This is a genomic window from Campylobacter sp. US33a (assembly GCF_004378855.1).
Classification (GTDB): Bacteria; Campylobacterota; Campylobacteria; order Campylobacterales; family Campylobacteraceae; genus Campylobacter_D.
Window position 1 is genome coordinate 152,031 of the sequence record NZ_RYYL01000005.1, and the last position, 19,288, is coordinate 171,318.

18 protein-coding genes and 2 pseudogenes are annotated in these 19,288 nt (G+C 31.2%); 19 read left to right on the forward strand and 1 reads right to left on the reverse strand.

Translation table 11 applies throughout. The annotated features are described in order from the left end of the window. Nucleotide 1 precedes the first annotated feature (1 nt). On the forward strand, nt 2-2,131 hold the full coding sequence (locus ELQ16_RS05260; RefSeq protein ID WP_134238517.1) for an autotransporter outer membrane beta-barrel domain-containing protein: 2,130 nt from the start codon (nt 2-4) through the stop codon (nt 2,129-2,131). Nucleotides 2,132-2,706: 575 nt separating this feature from the next. Here the strand turns inward: ELQ16_RS05260 and lepA are convergent. Then, nucleotides 2,707-4,497 (reverse strand): translation elongation factor 4, encoded by a 1,791-nt coding sequence (gene lepA / locus ELQ16_RS05265; protein ID WP_134238518.1) that lies wholly within the window; start codon nt 4,495-4,497, stop codon nt 2,707-2,709. A gap of 145 nt (nt 4,498-4,642) precedes the next feature. On the opposite strand from lepA, the gene pseI reads away from it, so the two are divergent. The 18 genes and pseudogenes from pseI to neuC (ELQ16_RS05350) all read left to right on the forward strand — a co-directional run bounded on the left by pseI (nt 4,643) and on the right by neuC (ELQ16_RS05350) (nt 19,287). Then, entirely contained in the window at nt 4,643-5,674 is a 1,032-nt protein-coding gene (gene pseI / locus ELQ16_RS05270) for a pseudaminic acid synthase (protein WP_134238519.1), read from the forward strand. Continuing rightward, complete coding sequence (legB, locus tag ELQ16_RS05275; RefSeq protein ID WP_134238520.1) at nt 5,671-6,639, forward strand: 4,6-dehydratase LegB; 969 nt, start codon at nt 5,671-5,673, stop codon at nt 6,637-6,639. The genes pseI and legB overlap by 4 nt, the downstream gene beginning before the upstream one ends. Next, entirely contained in the window at nt 6,632-7,774 is a 1,143-nt protein-coding gene (locus ELQ16_RS05280) for a LegC family aminotransferase (RefSeq protein WP_134238521.1), read from the forward strand. Before legB ends, ELQ16_RS05280 begins: the two co-directional genes overlap by 8 nt. Next, entirely contained in the window at nt 7,774-8,361 is a 588-nt protein-coding gene (locus ELQ16_RS05285; protein ID WP_134238522.1) for an acetyltransferase, read from the forward strand. Before ELQ16_RS05280 ends, ELQ16_RS05285 begins: the two co-directional genes overlap by 1 nt. A 27-nt stretch (nt 8,362-8,388) precedes the next feature. After that, nucleotides 8,389-9,009, forward strand: a complete 621-nt coding sequence (locus tag ELQ16_RS05290; RefSeq protein WP_134238523.1) for a NeuD/PglB/VioB family sugar acetyltransferase — start codon at nt 8,389-8,391, stop codon at nt 9,007-9,009. Continuing rightward, the gene (locus tag ELQ16_RS05295; RefSeq protein WP_134238524.1) at nt 9,006-9,758 is read left to right on the forward strand and encodes a 3-hydroxyacyl-CoA dehydrogenase NAD-binding domain-containing protein; all 753 of its coding nucleotides are present in this window, start codon (nt 9,006-9,008) and stop codon (nt 9,756-9,758) included. The genes ELQ16_RS05290 and ELQ16_RS05295 overlap by 4 nt, the downstream gene beginning before the upstream one ends. Nucleotides 9,759-9,770: 12 nt before the next feature. Beyond that, the gene (locus ELQ16_RS05300) at nt 9,771-10,490 is read left to right on the forward strand and encodes a bifunctional 2-polyprenyl-6-hydroxyphenol methylase/3-demethylubiquinol 3-O-methyltransferase UbiG (protein ID WP_134238525.1); all 720 of its coding nucleotides are present in this window, start codon (nt 9,771-9,773) and stop codon (nt 10,488-10,490) included. Nucleotides 10,491-10,570: 80 nt separating this feature from the next. Continuing rightward, nucleotides 10,571-10,723 (forward strand): hypothetical protein, encoded by a 153-nt coding sequence (locus ELQ16_RS09995; protein WP_166739659.1) that lies wholly within the window; start codon nt 10,571-10,573, stop codon nt 10,721-10,723. 53 nt (nt 10,724-10,776) lie between these two features. Further along, complete coding sequence (locus ELQ16_RS05305) at nt 10,777-11,496, forward strand: class I SAM-dependent methyltransferase (RefSeq protein WP_134238526.1); 720 nt, start codon at nt 10,777-10,779, stop codon at nt 11,494-11,496. After that, entirely contained in the window at nt 11,493-11,630 is a 138-nt protein-coding gene (locus tag ELQ16_RS10285; RefSeq protein WP_243832591.1) for a hypothetical protein, read from the forward strand. Before ELQ16_RS05305 ends, ELQ16_RS10285 begins: the two co-directional genes overlap by 4 nt. Next, on the forward strand, nt 11,605-12,459 hold the full coding sequence (locus ELQ16_RS05310; RefSeq protein ID WP_243832592.1) for a hypothetical protein: 855 nt from the start codon (nt 11,605-11,607) through the stop codon (nt 12,457-12,459). Before ELQ16_RS10285 ends, ELQ16_RS05310 begins: the two co-directional genes overlap by 26 nt. A 41-nt stretch (nt 12,460-12,500) precedes the next feature. Then, a pseudogene (locus ELQ16_RS05315) lies at nt 12,501-13,624 on the forward strand (N-acetyl sugar amidotransferase). 10 nt (nt 13,625-13,634) lie between these two features. Beyond that, nucleotides 13,635-14,314 (forward strand): annotated as a pseudogene (locus tag ELQ16_RS10000) (class I SAM-dependent methyltransferase). Nucleotides 14,315-14,352: 38 nt separating this feature from the next. Next, entirely contained in the window at nt 14,353-15,357 is a 1,005-nt protein-coding gene (gene neuB / locus ELQ16_RS05330; protein ID WP_134238529.1) for an N-acetylneuraminate synthase, read from the forward strand. Continuing rightward, complete coding sequence (gene neuC, locus ELQ16_RS05335; protein WP_134238530.1) at nt 15,350-16,543, forward strand: UDP-N-acetylglucosamine 2-epimerase; 1,194 nt, start codon at nt 15,350-15,352, stop codon at nt 16,541-16,543. The genes neuB and neuC (ELQ16_RS05335) overlap by 8 nt, the downstream gene beginning before the upstream one ends. Beyond that, on the forward strand, nt 16,540-17,445 hold the full coding sequence (locus ELQ16_RS05340) for a formyltransferase family protein (protein ID WP_134238531.1): 906 nt from the start codon (nt 16,540-16,542) through the stop codon (nt 17,443-17,445). Before neuC (ELQ16_RS05335) ends, ELQ16_RS05340 begins: the two co-directional genes overlap by 4 nt. A 9-nt stretch (nt 17,446-17,454) precedes the next feature. Beyond that, nucleotides 17,455-18,090, forward strand: coding sequence for a PIG-L deacetylase family protein (locus tag ELQ16_RS05345; protein ID WP_134238532.1), 636 nt, complete (start codon nt 17,455-17,457; stop codon nt 18,088-18,090). 3 nt (nt 18,091-18,093) lie between these two features. Further along, the gene (gene neuC / locus ELQ16_RS05350) at nt 18,094-19,287 is read left to right on the forward strand and encodes a UDP-N-acetylglucosamine 2-epimerase (protein WP_134238533.1); all 1,194 of its coding nucleotides are present in this window, start codon (nt 18,094-18,096) and stop codon (nt 19,285-19,287) included. Nucleotide 19,288 lies beyond the last annotated feature (1 nt).

Below are 19,288 nucleotides of genomic sequence, written 5' to 3' on the forward strand. Positions count from 1 at the left end.
GATGGTAAAAATTTCACTTTCAGCAAGTAAAGTTTTAGCGGGGATTAGTTTGTTTTGCGTAAATGCTTTAGCACAAAGTATTGATCTTGATAGTAGTAATATTGAAACTTATTTTGATAGCAAAGATAAATATTTTGTTTTAAAAGAAGAGTATAGAAAAGAAAATTTAAATATTAATTTACGCGAAGAACAAGATAATTTATATATCGATATGGGTTCTAACAAGTTAGATATCAAAGCACCTGTCATGATAACATCAATGTATGATTCTTCTTTTAGTGCTAGAGAAATTACTCTAGAAAACATACTTCTTCAATACTCTCAAGCAAATTCTATCAATGGTAATGTCAATTTTAAAGGAGAAGGCGATTTCACTTCAATGAAACAAGGTAATATTATAGACTTATATGAAAACTTAGAAGGTAGCAATCCTTCACTTACTATCAATGGAAATTTAAACTCAGAAGATCTTCAAATTAGCCTTTATGATACTAAAGGTTCTATTATAGTCAATGGCGAAGCGAATTTTAACTCTAATTTAGAGATTGAATACGAAAACGAAGAACTCTTAAAAGAAGATTTGATACTTATTAATGCAACTAAGGGTTTAAATGTCGATCTTAGTCGAGTTTCATTAACAAACTATGGTTATTATAAAGAATTTTATTCTATAGAAAGACTAGAGTCGTCATTCTCTGCTAGAATCCCTACACATTATTCACTTAAACTAACAAATAATCAACTCATTTTATCGCCTAATTTTGAATTTTATCTTGATTCAAAAAACAACAAACAAATTTTAGAAGATAAGATTACAAGTTTAACAAACATGAAAGAAATACTTGAAGACCTTCTAAACTGGACATCAATTAACGAAGCTGAAAAAATCGATATACAAAAAACCCTAGCCAAATATAATGATCAAACAGAACAAATCAGTCAAATAACTAACAGTGGACTTGATAGAGTAAGCAATGATATATTTGTTCAAGCTGATGAAAGCATCTCAACTTCCAACAAAGACTTTATTTCTAAGATCTTAGATGGACTTGAAAATTTAAAAGATGCAAAATCTTCTATGGCAATAAAACTTGAACAAGTAGGCGAAAAAGTCGCCAACGATATCAAAAGTTCAGCCAAATCAATCTCAAATTTAAACTCAGCAAGTTCAGGTGTAAATTCAAGCATCAATGTATCTAATGATGTATCGATTAGCTCTCGTGTAGCTATGCTTAATAATCCTTATGGAAACTATGCAAGCAAGCTTTCAAATTTAAGATTTGCAGCCAATGATATTTATGGACAAATGATAGATGATTATAAAAACAGCATTTGGGGAAATGTAATTGGTGGTGCAAATATTATAGATGGCGAAAGTGGAGCATTATATGGTGCTACCATAGGTATGGATAGAAGGATAAATGATGATGTGATCTTAGGAGCATATTTTACTTATGTTGATGCAGAAATTAAAGACAATCTTTTAAATCAAAAATCTGATAACTTTCAATTTGGTGTTTATTCAAACATACGCGTAGCACCTAAAGTGGAAGTCAATGTAAAAGCTTTTGGGCAACTTTCACCAAGCGATCAAGATATTTTCAACTCAGGATTTAATACCATAAACAGTGCAGATTTTACTAGAAAATTCTTTGGCTTAAGTACTAATGTGGGTTATGTGTTTGATTTTAGTGATAATACTTTATTTATCAAACCTTTTGCGGGAGCAAATTACTACTACGCACACACTCCAAGTTATACAGAAAGTGGCATAGCAGGAAAAGATGTTAAAAGTGCTGGTAATAATTCTTTAAGTTTAGAACTTGGTGCTGAATTTAGAAAATATATGAGTGAAGAATCTTATCTTTTCATCACTCCAAAAATCGAACAGTATGTATTAAATAACGGAGATGATTTTGTGGCAACTTTAGGCGGCGTTGAGCTTCCAAGTGTGAAAAGCGATGAAAAGAAAAAAACCTATGCCCAAGTTGTTATAGGAGGTAATGTAGATATCAGCGAGAAATTTAGTCTTAATGCAGGTATTGGTGCTAAGCAAATCTTAGCAGGTAAAGTAGATAGTAAAAACGAAACCTATGTAAGTGGTCAAGTTGGGTTTAAATATAAATTCTAAGATTTTTTAAAATTTGCTTGAATTTAGAAAATGATTTAAAGAATTCAAGCAAATTTAAAGCAAGGTAATAAAAATAACTGCTTTGCTTTTTTGAAAATGAAAATATTTTAAATATTTTGAGAATTCTTTACAATGAAATTCTTGTTAAAATACAAGAATTTCAAATTTAACTTAAGCTACATATAGTGCTTTGTCGTTGTGAGCATTCTTTGTTATTCTCTCATCATTGTGAGCCATTCGAAGACCTTGCCTAAATCCACCATTTTAAGTTACTCATTTTGTCATTTTAAGTTATTTTGTCATGTGTTGAGCGTAGCGAAACATCTCTATTTAAAACAACTTACTTTGTCATTCTAAGTGAAGTGTAACGAAACAAAGAATCTCTACTCTAAAAACCACGCTCAAGCATAGAAATCCTTCACTGACGCTCAAGATGACCACTACTTTACCATACTAAAGACTTAAGATGATGCAATTTTTTCGGTTGCTGTGTGCGGCTTGGATTAAACGCAAAGATTTTGCCAAAAATTAATTTGGCATTAATCTTACCTTATGAAATTCGCATTTTAGTAAAATCAATCAATTTTAAGCACGCTTAAAAAGGCTTCTTGTGGTAAATTTACCTTGCCTATGGCTTTCATTCTTTTTTTACCTTCTTTTTGCTTTTCTAGTAATTTTCTTTTCCTAGTAATATCTCCGCCATAACATTTAGCGGTTACATTTTTACCCATAGATTTAACCGTTTCTCTTGCAATGATTTTATTACCTATACTTGCTTGAATCGCTACTTCAAAAAGTTGTCTTGGCACGATTTCTTTCATCGCACTTACCAATTCTCTTCCTTTGCTAAGGGCTTTTTCACTTGGCACGATAATGCTTAGCGCATCGACATTCTCACCTGCAACCTTGATATCAAGCTTTACAAGATCGCCTACGCGAAACTCAATAGGTTCATAATCAAAACTTGCATAACCCTTAGTCAAAGACTTTAGCTTATCATAAAAATCCATCACGATTTCATTTAAAGGCACATCGTATTCTAGCAAAACGCGTTCAGGTGTGATATAGTCCATCTTTACTTGCATACCTCTTTTGCGATTTAAAAGAGTGATTAAATTCCCTAAAAACTCACTTGGTGTGATGATAGTGGCTTTTACATAAGGTTCTTTGATATGATCGATTTTATTTACCGGTGGAAGTTCGCTAGGATTTTGAATTTTTATAAGCTCACCATCGGTTTGATAAATTTCATAAGTTACGGTTGGTGCGGTAGCAATTAAGTCAAGATTAAATTCTCTCTCAAGTCGTTCTTTAATCACTTCCATATGTAAAAGCCCTAAAAAGCCAACTCTAAAGCCAAAGCCTAAGGCCAAAGAAGTTTCAGGTTCGTAAGTGATAGAACTATCATTGAGTTTCAATTTATCCAAAGCATCTCTTAAATCTTCAAATTTATCTGTTTCTATAGGATAAAGTCCTGCAAAAACAAAAGCCTTAGCCTTTTCAAAACCGCCTATTGCTTCTTTGGCTTTATTTTTAACTAAAGTGATCGTATCACCCACTTGCACATCACCCACAGTTTTAAGCCCAAGCACTACAACACCCACTTCGCCAGACTTTAGAGCATTGGTTTTAATAGGACTTAAAGGATGAGGATAGAAAAGATCTTGCACAGTGTGTTTTTTACCTGTACTCATCACTAAAACTTCATCGTTTTTGGCAATTTCACCCTCATAAATTCTAACCAAAGCCAAAGCACCCAAATAATTATCAAACCAAGAATCATAAATCAAAGCCTTAGTTGGTGCTTCGTCATTTGTTTTTGGTGCAGGAATTTTAGTAATAATTGTTTCTATAAGTTCTTTTATGCCCACGCCCGTTTTAGCACTCACACAAATGGCATTTTCACAATCTATACCGATAATATGCTCGATTTCATGTTTCACTTTTTCTACATCGGCGTTTGGTAAATCGATTTTATTAATCACTGGGATGATTTCAAGATTATTTTCAAGTGCTATATAAACATTAGCTATAGTTTGTGCTTCTACTCCTTGAGAGGCATCTACTACAAGTAAAGCCCCTTCACAACTTGCCAAAGAACGGCTTACTTCATACGAAAAATCCACATGTCCTGGAGTGTCGATGAGATTTAAAACAAAATTTTCATTATTTAACTTATAATTTAATCTTACAGATTGTGCTTTTATGGTGATACCGCGTTCTTTTTCTATATCCATAGTATCCATAACTTGTGAACTCATTTGCCTATCGCTAATGGCTCCGCACTCACTTATAATCCTATCTGCAAGAGTTGATTTTCCATGATCAATATGTGCTATGATAGAGAAATTTCTAATATTTTTCATAATATTTGTTTTCCTAAAAATTAACTTTAAAATCTGAAATTGTAACAAAATTATTTTTGAAAAATAATAAAATAAAATTCTATAAATTTTTAAATTTCGAAATTAAAAAACCGATATAATATCAACAAAAACAAAGGCTATTTTAATGTTAATAAGAAATTTTGATACAAATGAAAAAGTTTTTATAATAGCAGAACTTAGTGCAAATCACGCAGGAAGTCTTGATACGGCGATAGAAACAATAAAAGCAGCTAAAAAAGCTGGTGCAGATGCGATAAAAATTCAAACCTACACCCCAGATAGTTTAACACTAAATTGCGATAAAGATGATTTTATCATCAAAGGTGGACTTTGGGATAAGCGTAAATTTTATGAGCTTTATGAAAAAGCCAGAACACCTTATGAATGGCATTCTCAAATTTTTGAAGCCGCACAAGATGTTGGAATACTTTGTTTTTCAAGCCCATTTGCAAAAGAAGATGTGGAATTTTTAAAACGCTTTGATATGTGTGCTTATAAAATTGCCTCTTTTGAAGCCAATGATGAAAACTTCGTTCGTTTAATCGCTAAGGAAAATAAACCTACTATCATTTCAACCGGCATTGCTACCGAAGAAGAACTTTTTAAAATATGTGAGATTTTCAAAGAAGTTAAAAATCCTAATCTAATCTTTCTAAAATGCACTTCAGCTTATCCGGCAAAAATTTCTGATATGAATTTAAAAGGCATAGTGAGTTTGAGAGAAAAATTTAATGTTGAAGTAGGTTTAAGCGATCATAGTTTTGGATATTTAGCTCCTGTTATGGCAGTGGCTTTAGGAGCTAGAGTGATAGAAAAGCATTTTATGCTTGATAAAAATATAAAAAGTGAAGATAGTAAATTTAGCCTTGATTTTGATGAATTTAAGGCCATGGTTGAAGCAGTAAGAGAAGCTGAAAGTGCTTTGGGAGATGGTAATTTGAATTTAGATGACAAAAGTCTTAAAAACCGTGCTTTTGCGAGAAGTTTGTATGCAAGCAAAGATATTAAAAAAGGCGAAATTTTTAGCGAAGAAAATGTAAAATCTGTGCGTCCTTCTTTTGGACTTCATCCTAAATTTTATAAAGAAATTCTAGGCAAAAGTGCCACTAAGAATATAGAATTTGGCACGGCTTTAAAAGAAGAGGATTTTAAATGAATGTTTTAGTCACAGGAGCAGATGGCTTCATAGGTTCGCATCTTTGCGAAAGTTTGGTTAAAAAAGACTATCGGGTAAGGGCTTTAAGCCAGTATAATTCTTTTAATTTTTGGGGACATTTGGAAAAAAGTCCTTATTTAAAAGATATGGAAATTATAAGCGGAGATTTAAGAGATAGTTTTTTTTGCGAAAAAATCACTAAAGGAATGGATGCTATTTTTCATCTTGGAGCCTTAATTGCCATTCCTTATTCTTACGAAGCACCACAAAGCTATGTGGATACTAATGTAAAAGGCACCTTAAATATGCTTGAAGCTGCTAGAAAAAATGAAATTTCACATTTTATCCACACTTCTACAAGTGAAGTTTATGGTACAGCCTCTTATGTGCCTATTGACGAAAAACACCCTTTGCAACCTCAAAGCCCTTATTCTGCTAGTAAAATCGCAGCGGATATGATGGCGCTTAGCTACTATAATTCTTTTAATTTAAATGTAAATATTGCACGCCCTTTTAATACTTATGGCCCAAGACAGAGCGCAAGGGCCATTATACCCACTATCATCACACAAATTTTAAGCGGAGCAAAAGAATTAAAACTTGGGGATTTAAGTCCGACAAGAGATTTAAATTTCGTCCTTGATACTTGCGAGGGCTTTATCTCACTTTTAAATTTAAATCATTTTGGAGAAGTTTATAATATAGGCTCAGGGATTGAATATTCCATGCAAGAAGTGCTTGATCTTATACAAAAAATTCTAAACTCAAATGTAAAAATCATTCAAGATGAAAAAAGATTGCGTCCAAAAAATAGCGAAGTTTTTAGATTATGCTGCGACTCAAGCAAACTTAAAGCCGCGACTAATTGGCAAAGCAAAATAAGTCTTGAAGAAGGTTTGAGGCAAAGTATAGAATATTTTAGAGAAAATTTAGCAAATTATAAAAGTGAAATTTACAATGTTTGAAAAAGAAATTGCTTTTATTAAGAAGCTTTTTGATAAAGAAAAAATTGCCTTGCATGAACCTTGTTTTATAGGCAATGAAAAAAAATATTTAATAGAATGCATTGATAGCGGTTTTGTTTCAAGCGTGGGTGAATTTGTAACGCGTTTTGAAGAAGCTTTAAAGCAAAAAACAAAAGCTAAATTTGTTATCGCTACAAACACAGGCACTGCGGCGCTTCATATCGCTTTACTTGCTAATGATATCAATGAAAATTGCGAAATCATCACGCAAAGTATTAGTTTTATAGCAACAGCAAATGCTATTGCTTATACAGGCGCTAAGCCCATTTTTTTAGATATTGATGAAGAAACCTTGAGTCTAAGTCCTAAAGCCTTACAAGATTTTTTGGAAAATCATACTTATCAAAAAAATGGCTTTACCTACAACAAAACCACGCACAAACACATCAAAGCTTGCGTTGTAATGCATACTTTTGGGCTTAGTGCAGACATAGAAAAGCTTTGTAAAATTTGCAAAAATTATAATATTATTTTAATCGAAGATGCAGCAGAAGCCTTAGGAAGTACTTATAAAAACAAGGCCTTAGGCACTTTTGGCAAATGTGGAATTTTAAGTTTTAATGGAAATAAAATCATCACAGGCGGAAGCGGTGGGGCGATTTTGTGCGATGATGAAAATTTAGCCAAATTTGCAAAACATCTAAGCACAACCGCCAAAATACCTCATCCTTACGAATACGATCACGATGAAATAGGCTATAATTACAGACTTTGCAACATAAATGCTGCAATTTTACTTGCCGGACTTGAAAAATTGGATTTTTTCTTAGAAAATAAAAGAGAATTAGCACAAATTTATAAAGATTTTTTTGCAAGCCATAAAGCTTGTAAATTCATAGATGAAAGCAAAAATTCAAAAAGTAATTTTTGGCTTAACACTTTGTGTTTTAAAAATGAGAATTTAAGAAATATTTTTTTGCAAGAGTGTTTGGAAAATAATATTTTCGTGCGTCCAGTATGGAAAAGTTTGCCAAGCCTTAAACCTTTTAAAGCTTGTCAAAAAGATGAACTTTTGGTGACTAAAAATTTGGAAAAATGCTTAGTGAATTTACCTAGTAGTGTAAGGGTGAAATAATGAAAGAAAAAATCATACTCATTGGTGCAGGTGGACACGCAAATTCTTGCATTGATGTGATAGAACTTGAAAATAAATTTAAGATTGCAGGTTTTGTGGTTAATGATGCCACACAAAAGTCTTTTAAATATCCTATTTTAGGTTGTGATGATGATTTGAAAAATCTTTTTAAGCATTATAAGTTTGCCTTCATTGCCATAGGGCAAATTAAAAACGCATACAAAAGAATGCAAATTTATGAAAAATTAAAAAGCATAGGTTTTAAGCTTCCTACCATCGTATCACCCCTAGCCTATGTTTCACCTTATGCTTTTGTTGATGAGGCAAGTATTATAATGCATCAAGCCCTAGTCAATGTCAATGCAAAGATTGGCAAAGCTTGCATTATTAATTCTAAGGCACTCATAGAGCACGATAGCACGGTGCAAGATTTTTGTCATATTTCCACTGCTGCGGTAGTCAATGGAGAATGTTTTGTTAAAAAAGGTAGTTTTTTGGGTTCTAACACTCATTTAAAACACACTCAAATTTTAGAAGAAAGAAGCATTTTTTATAATAAACTCTCTATTATGGGGGGGGGGAATTAGCATTTTTACTTCTTTTAGGAGAAGTGCATGAAAAAGCTTATTATAGTTGGAAGTGGAGGTTTTGCAAAAGAAATTTACTCTTATCTTCAAGGTGAAAATTGCGAAATTTTAGGCTATATCGACATCAAAGAAAATGAATTTTATAATTTAGCTTATTTGGGAAATGAAGATAATTTTGACACTCGCTTTATCTCACAAGCTAAATTTATCATTGCCATAGGACAAATAAAAATCAGAAACACTATCATCAAAAAACTTTCTCTAAAATCCTGCTCTTTTTTCACTTTCATTCACCCCAGTGCTTTTGTGGCAAAAGACGCTAAAATAGGCAAAGGAAGTATCATTTGTCCTTTTGCTTTTGTGGGTGCAAATTCTTTGGTTGGCGAATTTGTAATTTGTAATATTTATTCTAGCATTGCGCATGATTGTCAAGTGGGAAACGGCAGTATTTTAAGCCCTTATGCAACACTTAATGGAAATGCAAAAATAGGAAAAAACTGCTTTGTAAGTACAAGATCAAGTATTTTATCTAATGTAATACTGGCAGATGATTGCACCGTAAGCGCTCACACTGTTTTATCAAAATCATATGAAGAAAAACAACTTATCTTTTCAAAAACTCTCATTAAAACAAGGAAAAAACAATGAAAGAAATTAGCATTTTAGGTTTTGGAAATATGGGAAAGCAAATTACTGCTTTGTTTTATTTAATGGGCTATGAAGTTAAAATTTATAATAAAAGCCCTATTTGTATCCAAGATTGCGATAAATTCATTAAAATTTTGTCAAAAAAACTTGATTTTTCAGCCTTTGAAAAAGGTTCAATGCAAGTCATTAAAGAACTTGATAAAATCACCCGTTGCATTGTCGTAGAAAGTTTAGAAGAGAATTTGGAATTAAAACTTCACTATATCACGCAACTCAAACAAAACCACAATCAAATTTTTTCAAATTCTAGCTCTTTTAGTGTAAAAGATTTAGATTGTGCTTTGCTCCACTTTTTTAATCCCATTTTTATTCCCTTAGTAGAATACTCACATGATAATATTTTGCTTAAAGATTTAGAAAAAATAGGATTTTACCTCTTGCACTCAAAAACAAATCGTGGTGCTTTAGGAAATTTACTTCTTTTTCATGAAATTTCAACCTTTTTTAAAATGATAGAAGTGTGGAATTATCCATATGAAGACTGTCAAAAAATTTATGATTTACTTTATGATAAAAGAAATATTTTTAATATCATTGATACTATTGGTATAGAACTTTGTGATATAATTTGTCAAAATATCAAAGAACAAGATCCAAGTTTTTATCATCCAAAAATCTTTAAAAAAGCTTTATCTTGTGGTATTTTAGGCAAAAAGAATAAAACAAGATTAGCAACTCTTTTTAATTAAAAAGGTAAATTAATGAAAAAATTTATAAGCAACGAAGAAATTTCAAAAAATATCGGCAGTAATGAAGAAATCTGGGAAAATATTTTTTCCAACAAAGAATGGGGTAAATACCCTAGCGAAAACTTAATAAGATTTATCGCAAGGAATTTTTATAATGCTAAAAATAGAAATGAAATTCATATCTTAGAACTAGGACTTGGTACAGGAGCTAATTTATGGTTTTGTGCAAGAGAAGGTTTTAGGGTAAGTGGGATTGAGTGGAGTAAAACGGGGGTAGAGAGATTTAAAAAGCGTTTAGATGATGAAAATTTAAGCATACAAATTGATGAAATATTAACCGGCGATTATGAAGTGAAATTAGATGAATTTAAAGATGAGAGTTTTGATGCGTGGATAGATAGCTATTCTTTAGCTTATAATGATTTTAAAAAAACTAAAACCATTGTAGAAAAAGCCGTGTCAAAGCTAAAAAGTGGAGGTAAATTTTTCTCTATAACCCCTAGTTTTAATAACGAAGGCTTTGAACAAAATGAAAGTTTAGGCTATCATCTTTGCAAACCAACTCTTGGCAGTGATGCATTTACAGGTGTTATAAGGTATTGTGATGAGAAGGATTTAAAAGAGCTTTATAATGGCAAAAATTATAAAATCACCGACATTAAAATCGCCCGTTTTGCAAGTTTAGAGAAAAATCTTAACGAGCTTTATATTATTGAAGGGCAAAAATTATAAATCATACAAAATGTGCTTTTAAAACAATTTTTAGAAGAAAGAAGGCAAAAATATAAAACGGATTTTATCATTGTACTTAAGTGAGTTTTTCTAAAAATTTAAATCATATCAAAGAAAGCACCTTAAGTGTGGAGCGGACAATATATTTAGATGGAAATTCTTTTTTAGTCGATAAAAATCAAATCATTAACACTAAACAAGATAAATATAAAGAAGTTTTAGAATTTAATTAAAGGATAAAAATGAAAAATCAAATTTTAAATAATAGAATGGGATAAACCAAAATATGAATAGTGCAAATTTATGGAATGAAATTTTTACTAACAAAGAATGGGGTAAATACCCTAGCGAAAACTTAATAAGATTTATCGCAAGGAATTTTTATAATGCTAAAAATAGAAATGAAATTCATATCTTAGAACTAGGACTTGGTACAGGAGCTAATTTATGGTTTTGTGCAAGAGAAGGTTTTAGGGTAAGTGGGATTGAGTGGAGTAAAACGGGGGTAGAGAGATTTAAAAAGCGCTTAGATGATGAAAATTTAAGCATACAAATTGATGAAATATTAACCGGCGATTATGAAGTGAAATTAGATGAATTTAAAGATGAGAGTTTTGATTGTATTATCGATAGCTGTTCGCTTTGCTGTAATGATTTTAACAAGACAAAACGCATTTTTGATAAGGCTATTTCAAAGCTTAAAATAGGCAGTAAGTTTTATTCTAGCACTATAGCAAAAGGTATCGTGGGTTATGATAAGAGTAAAGATGATTTTCAACTTCCAAATGGTGGAATTTATACTCATGTAGGAATGATACGATTTTCAAATAAAGAAGATATTGCAAAACTTTATAAAAATAATAATTTTACTCAAACAAGTCTTAAAATTCAAAGCATAGAAGATGAAACAGGCTTGATTGATAGGCTTTTTATCGTAGAAGGCGAAAAAATCAACCCTAAAGCTACTGGGGGGGGGGATCTACAAATTACGAGGCTTGGAAAATGAGCAAAACAAGCCTTGCAGAATTTCTAAAGCAAAATCCCAAACTCCAAACTCATTTTAAAGATGATATTTATTTTCAAAATTTTTATGCTAAGCTTTATGGCGAAGTTTTTGAATTTGAATTTAAAAAAAGATAATTTTTATTTTAAAACCATAGCAATAAAAGAAAAAATTCCAAATACCTCATTTTATGATTTACAAAGTCCCTATGGATACAGTGGATTTTATAGTAACACTAACGATCTAACTTTTTTAAAACAAGCCTTAGAAAAACTAAAAGAAAAGGCTTTAAAAGAAAATATCATCGCATTTTTTATCCGCTTTCACCCTTTTGATTTTATCTGCACTACACTAAAACCGCAACTTCATTTTTTCACCAAAAATAAAAGCATTATCGTCGTAGCCACACACGAAGAACTTCAAAATATAAGATTGCATTACAGCCCACGCATTAGATCTTATGTAAAAAAAGCACGGAAAGAACTTAAGATTGAATTTTGCACCCAAAATGAAGCCACAGCCTTTAAACAACTTTATGATAAAACAATGCAAAGAAACAATGCTAATGATTTTTATTTTTTCAACCAAGATTATTTTGAAAAACTTTTTTCTTTTAAAGAAAGTTTAATCATAAAAGCAAGTTTAAATGGAGAAATTCTTGCTTATGCCTCTTTTCTCTTGTGTCAAAATTTAGCCTATTATCATCTAAGTGCAAATAAATTAAAAGCTAACGCAAATGCTGCACTTTTAGATTTTTTCTTTGAATATGCTCATCAAAAAGGAATTCATTTTTGTCTTTTAGGTGGCGGAGTAAAAGATGATGATATGCTTTTTAAATTTAAAGAAAAATTTTCAAACATCCATGCTGATTTTAACATAGGTGGAATAATTTTTAATGAACAAATTTACAACTCATTATGCCAAAATCACCACAATAATACTTTCCTAAAATACCGTTTTAATTAATTTTAGCTATACTTTGCAATACTTCATAAAAAAGGAAAAAAATGATTTATTGCGAACACTGCGTGATGCCAAACACTCGCCCTGGCATTAAATTTTTCAAAGATGAGAATGGCAAAAACATTTGCTCAGCTTGTATAAATCACAAAAACAAAGAAAAGATTGATTACAGGACAAGATTTAAGGAGCTTGAAATACTATGCGATAAATACCGCAGAATGAATGGCAAATTTGAATACGATTGTGCTATAGCAGTAAGCGGGGGAAAAGACTCACATCTCCAAGTGCATATCATGAAAGAAAAATTAGGTATGAATCCTGTGCTTTTTAGCGTAGAAGATAATTTCACCATGACAGAAGCTGGCAAGAAAAATTTAAGGAATTTAAGCGAAACTTTTGGTTGTCATCTAATCACGCTAAAGCCAGATATTAAGACTCAAAAGAAAGTGATGTTAAAAACCTTTGAAAAATACGGCAAACCTACTTGGTTTATTGATAGACTTATTTATAGCTTTCCTTTTGGCATGGCTTTGAAATTTAACACTCCTTTGCTTGTTTATGGCGAAAATGTCAGTTATGAGTATGGGGGGGGGATGGTGATAAAGAGACCCCTAGTGCAAAAGCTATTTTTGAAAACGGCGTAGCGAGTGATTTAGATATTAGTGAATTTATCGATGATGAAATAAAAGAAGAAAATCTTCAACTCTTTTTTAATCCTCAAAAAGACGATCTTAATCAACTCGACCCAATTTATCTTAGTTATTTTGTAAAATGGAATTCTTATGCAAATTATATCTTTGCCAAAAGTCGTGGATTTAATGATTTAGAAGGTGAATGGGATAGAAGCCATTGTGCAGAAAATTTTGATCAAATTGACAGCATAGGATATATTTTACATGCTTGGATGAAATACCCAAAATTTGGCCATGCAATGGCAAGTGATTACGCATCTCGTTTTGTAAGATATGGCCTTATTAGCAGAGAAGAAGCAATAAAAATCATTCAGCAAAAAGATCACAAACTCGATAATAAATGCATAGAAGACTTTTGTCAATTTACAGGCATTAGTAGGGAAAAATTCTGGAAGATCGTTGAAAAACACTATAATCTTGATCTTTTTTATAAAAATGAATTCAATGAATTTAAACTTAAAAACAAATTAAAATAAAGGAAGAACGATGCGAGACTCACTCAAAACTTACACTCAAAAATACGATGAAAATGGCTATGGACTTTTATATCCTGATTCTCATGTAATACGATTTTATGAAAGAATTTTAAAATACAAACTTGGCATTACAAGCGGAAATTTGCTTGATTTTGGTTGCGGAAATGGAGTGCATTCTAGGTATTTTTTAAGTAAAGGTTTTAAACCTTTTGGTGTGGATATTGTGCCAAGTTTGCAAAAAAATTGGGATGAAAAGATTAAAACTCTGGGGGGGGGTATTGTAAAATCATAGAACCAAACTCAAGTATTAAGGGGCTTTTTGATGAAAAAATGGATATTATTTTTGCTAATCAAAGCCTTTATTATATCCCTAAAACAAAGCTTAAACAAAATATCTTAGAATTTTATGAAATTTTAAATCAAAATGGCATACTTTTTGCTACAATGATGAGCGAGAAAAATTATTATTTTAAAAATAGCGAAAAAGAAAATGAAAATGGATTACGCAAAGTGAGTATAAAAGGTCGTTTAAATGAAACAACTTATATACATTTTGTTAAAAATACCGATGAGCTAACAGAGCTTTTTAAGCCTTTTGAAACTCTATTTTTAGGTGATTATGATCCTATTAATTTTTATAATTTTGAAGGCTCAGCCCATCATTATATTTATATTGGCATAAAAAAATAATTTTTTTGCTCTTTTTGGGGCAAAACAAAGGCGGAAAAATGAAAAAAACTTTAATCATAGCCGAAGCTGGAGTTAATCATAATGGGGATTTAAATTTAGCCAAAAAGTTAATAGAAATCGCTGCAGAGTCTGGGGCTGATTTTGTAAAATTCCAAAGCTTTAAAAGCGAACTTTGTGTAAGTAAAAATGCCAAAAAAGCAGCTTATCAGCTAAAAACCACCGACAAAGATGAAAGTCAGCTTGAAATGATTAAAAAATTAGAGCTTGATTTAAACGCACATAAAATTTTAATTTCTCATGCTAAAAAATGTGGTATTGCTTTTCTTTCTACGCCTTTTGATTTAGAAAGTATTGATCTTTTAGATGATTTAGGACTTGAAATTTTTAAAATTCCAAGCGGAGAAATCACCAATTTGCCTTATCTTAAAAAAATCGCAAAATTAAATAAAAAAATCATTCTCTCAACTGGAATGGCAAATTTAGGTGAAGTGGAAAATACATTAGAAATCTTAGTTAAAAATGGCACAAAAAGATCAAATATCACCTTACTTCATTGCACTACAGAATATCCAGCACCCTTTGATGAAGTCAATCTTAAAGCCATACAAACTTTAAAAAATGCTTTTAATTTAAGCGTGGGATATTCAGATCATACCAAAGGCATACATATTTCTTTAGCAGCGGTAGCTTTAGGTGCGTGCGTGATAGAAAAGCATTTTACAATTGATAAAAATATGATTGGACCTGATCATAAAGCGTCTTTAGAGCCAAATGAGCTAAAAGAGCTCTGCGTTAAAATCAGAGAAATAGAAAGTGCAATGGGCGATGGCATAAAAAGAGCGAGTAAAAGTGAAAAGAAAAATATCAAAATTGCTAGAAAAAGCTTAGTGGCTAAGAGAAAAATCAAAAAAGGCGAGATTTTTAGCGAAGAAAATCTTACCACCAAACGCCCAGCCAGTGGCATAAGTGCGATGAAATATGATGAGTATTTAGGCAAAAAGGCTAATAAGAATTACGAAGAAGATGAGCTAATCAATGAGTAAAAGAAAAATTTGCGTAGTAAGTGCAACAAGGGCTGAATGGTATCTTTTAAGGAATTTATGTAAAGAAATAGAAAATGATGAAGATTTAGAACTTCAAATCATCATTACAGGAGCACATTTAAGTGTTGAGTTTGGACTAACTTACAAAGAGATAGAAAAAGAATTTAAGATAGATAAAAAAATCGAAATGCTTTTAAGCAGTGATAGTGAAATTGGGCTTTGTAAAAGTATGGGCTTAGCACAAATTTCTTTTAGCGAAGCTTTAATGGAGTTAAAACCTGATATTATGGTACTTTTAGGCGATAGATATGAAAGCTTAGCCTGTGCTTCTTGCGCTATGATTTGCAAAATTCCTATCGCGCATTTGCACGGCGGAGAAGCTACTTTTGGACTTATTGATGAAGCTATCAGACATAGTATTTCTAAAATGGCACATTTTCATTTTGTAGCGACTAAAGAATACGCTAAAAGAGTGATTCAGCTTGGAGAAAACCCTAAGCGTGTTTTTAATGTAGGTGGCTTTGGACTTGATAATATTGTAAATTTAAAACTTTTAAACAAAAAAGAATTGGAAAATGTCTTAAATTTCAAATTCCAAAAAAAGAATTTTTTAATCACTTTTCACCCCACTACTTTAGAAAATCAAAGCCCTAAAATTCAAATGCAGGCCTTACTTAAAGCCTTAGAAAATGAGAGTTTAAAGCAAAATACAGGTTTTATTTTTACAAAAGCAAATGCAGATACTAACAATCGTGTGATTAATGAAATGATTGATGAGTTTGTTTTAAAGCATCAAAATGCCATTTCTTTTGTTTCTATGGGGGCGTTAAATTATCTTAGCACTATGCAATTTATTGACGCAGTTGTTGGAAATTCATCGAGTGGGCTTTGTGAAGCTCCTAGCTTTAAAATCGCCACAATTAACATAGGCGATCGCCAAAAAGGAAGGATAAAAGCTAGTTCTGTGATTGATTGTGAAAGTGATTATAAAAGCATTTGCAAAGCATTTGAAAGCCTAAATAAATCTGATTTTCAACTCAATTTAAAAAATACCATAAATCCTTACGGACAAGGTGGTGCAGCACGAAAAGCTAAGGAAATTTTAAAAAATGAAAATTTAGATCATATACTTAAAAAAGAATTTTACGATATTGATTTTAAGGCAGATATTAAGGAAATTAAATGAGAATTTTTTTTATAGGTTGTGTGGAATTTTCGCATTTTGCTTTAGAAAAACTACTTTTAATACAAAATGAAAATTTAAAAATTGTAGGCATAGCAACAAAAGAAAAATCAGATTTTAATGCAGACTTTTACGATCTTAAAAAAGATGCACAAAATATCCCTTGTCTTTACTCAAGAAATATCAATGATAAAGAAAGTATTGAGTTTATAAAAAAATGCAAGCCTGATATTATCTTTTGTTTGGGTTGGAGTTATTTAATCAAAGAAGAGCTTTTAAAGGCTTATCCTATCATTGGTTTTCATCCTTCACTTTTACCGCAAAATCGTGGCAGACATCCGATAATTTGGGCTTTATTTTTAGGTTTAAAACAAAGCGGTGTGAGCTTTTTTGTGATGGATAAAAACGCAGATACGGGTAGAATCCTAGCCCAAAAAAGTATAAAAATTTCAAAAAAAGATGATGCGGCAAGTCTTTATAAAAAAAGCACAAAAACCGCTTTGAAGCTTTTAGAAAAACTCACTCTTAAACTTAGTCAAAAGGCTTTAAAAAACAAAAATTTCAAAGAGCTTTTGCGCAAACTTTCTACCCCGCAAAGTGCGGGAAATGCTTGGAGAAAAAGAGATTTTAAAGACGGAATTATTGATTTTAGAATGAGCACTGAAGCTATTTATAATCTAATCAGAGCCTTGACGCATCCTTATATTGGGGCGGAGTTTATTTATAAAGGTAAAAATTATAAAGTTTATAAGGCAAAAATCATAAAAAATTCTCAAAAAAATCTAGAATGCGGTAAGGTTTTAAAGGCAGATAAAAAAGGAATTTTGATTAAAACTTATGATGGCGCTATTTTGCTTTATGAACATACTTTAAATGATTTGCCTAAAAAAGACGAATATTTATAAAGGAAATTGATGAATAAAAAGGTTTTGGTTGTTGCGACACATTATGATGATGAAACCCTAGGAGCTGGTGGGACACTTTTAAAGCATAAAAATAATAACGATGAAATTTATTGCGTATTTTGCACTAGTGCAAGCCAGCCTGAGTATGAAAAAAATTATATTTTAAAAAAAGAAGAGCAAATTAAACAAATTTGTGAAGCGTATAATTTTAATGGGATTTATTTTTTGGGCTTAAAACCTGCTAAGGTTGATATTTACAAAAAAGGTTTTTTGGTGCAAAAAATGGCAGAAATTTTTGCTAAGATTGAGCCTAATATAGTGTATTTACCTTTTGCTTATGATGTGCATAGCGATCATAGAATTATTTTTGAAATAGCTTTTTCTTGCACTAAAAGTTTTCGCTATCCAAGCATAGAACGCGTTTTGATGATGGAAACTTTAAGCGAAAGTGAATTTGCACCGGCTTTAGCAAATCAAAGTTTTATACCTAATGTTTTTGTAGATATTAGCGAATTTTTTGAAAAAAAATGCGAAATTATGCAAATTTACGAGAGTGAATTAGGCGCTTTTCCTTTTCCAAGAAGCTTAGAAAATATGAAAGCTTTGGCGCAATTTAGAGCATGTACTTATGGGGGGGGGCTTTAGCAAATGTTAAATACGCGGAAAGCTTTATGCTCCTCAAAGAAAGGTGTTAGAAAAATTATGATAGTAAGTGCAACAAGGGCTGAATGGTATCTTTTAAGGAATTTATGTAAAGAAATAGAAAATGATGAAGATTTAGAACTTCAAATCATCATTACAGGAGCACATTTAAGTGTTGAGTTTGGACTAACTTACAAAGAAATAGAAAAGGAATTTAAAATAGCTAAAAAAATCTCCATTTTACTCGCAAGTGATGATAAGATAAGTCTTTGTAAAGCTATGGGATTAGCAAATATTGGCTTTTGCGAGGCATTTGACGAATTAGAGCCTGATATTGTAGTTATTTTAGGCGATCGTTACGAAATGCTAAGCGTGGCTAGTGTGTGTCTTATGATGAATATTCCTATTGCACATCTTTGTGGCGGGGAGCTCACTCTAGGTGCGATCGATGATAGCATAAGGCATAGTATTTCTAAAATGGCACATTTGCATTTTGTAAGCACCAAAACTTATAAAAACCGCCTTTTGCAACTTGGCGAAGAAGAAAATCGTGTATTTAATGTAGGTGCTTTGGCAGGTCCTATCATAAAAAATATATTTTTTTTAAAAAAGCAAGAGCTTGAAAATACTTTAAAATTTAAGCTAAAACAAAATATTTATTTAATCACCTATCATCCTGTAACGCTAAATTTAGAAAATACTCAAAAAGAAATTAAAAACTTGTTAGAAAATTTAGACAAACTTGAAAATGCTAGTTTGATTTTTACTAAGGCAAATGCCGATGAAAACGGACTTTTAATCAATGAAATTTTAAAAGCTTATTGTGAAAAAAATCCTAGCAAAGCTAAACTTTTTGACAATCTTGGTTCACAAAGATATTTAAGTTTGATGAAAATTTCAAAAGCTATGATAGGAAATTCTTCTAGTGGAATTTATGAAAGTGTTTTTTTTAAAACCCCTTGTATTAATATAGGCGATCGTCAAAATGGGCGTTTGAGAACAAAAAATATCATTGATTGCACTATGCAAGACTTGGATAAAGCTTTAAAAAAACTTGAAGGCAAAGATTTTAAAGAGTGTTTAAAAAATTTAGAAAATCCTTATGAAAGTAAAAAAAATCCAAATAAAATCATAAAAGACACCTTAAAAAAAGCAAATTTAGATACAATTTTACAAAAGAATTTCATTGACTTAAGGTAAA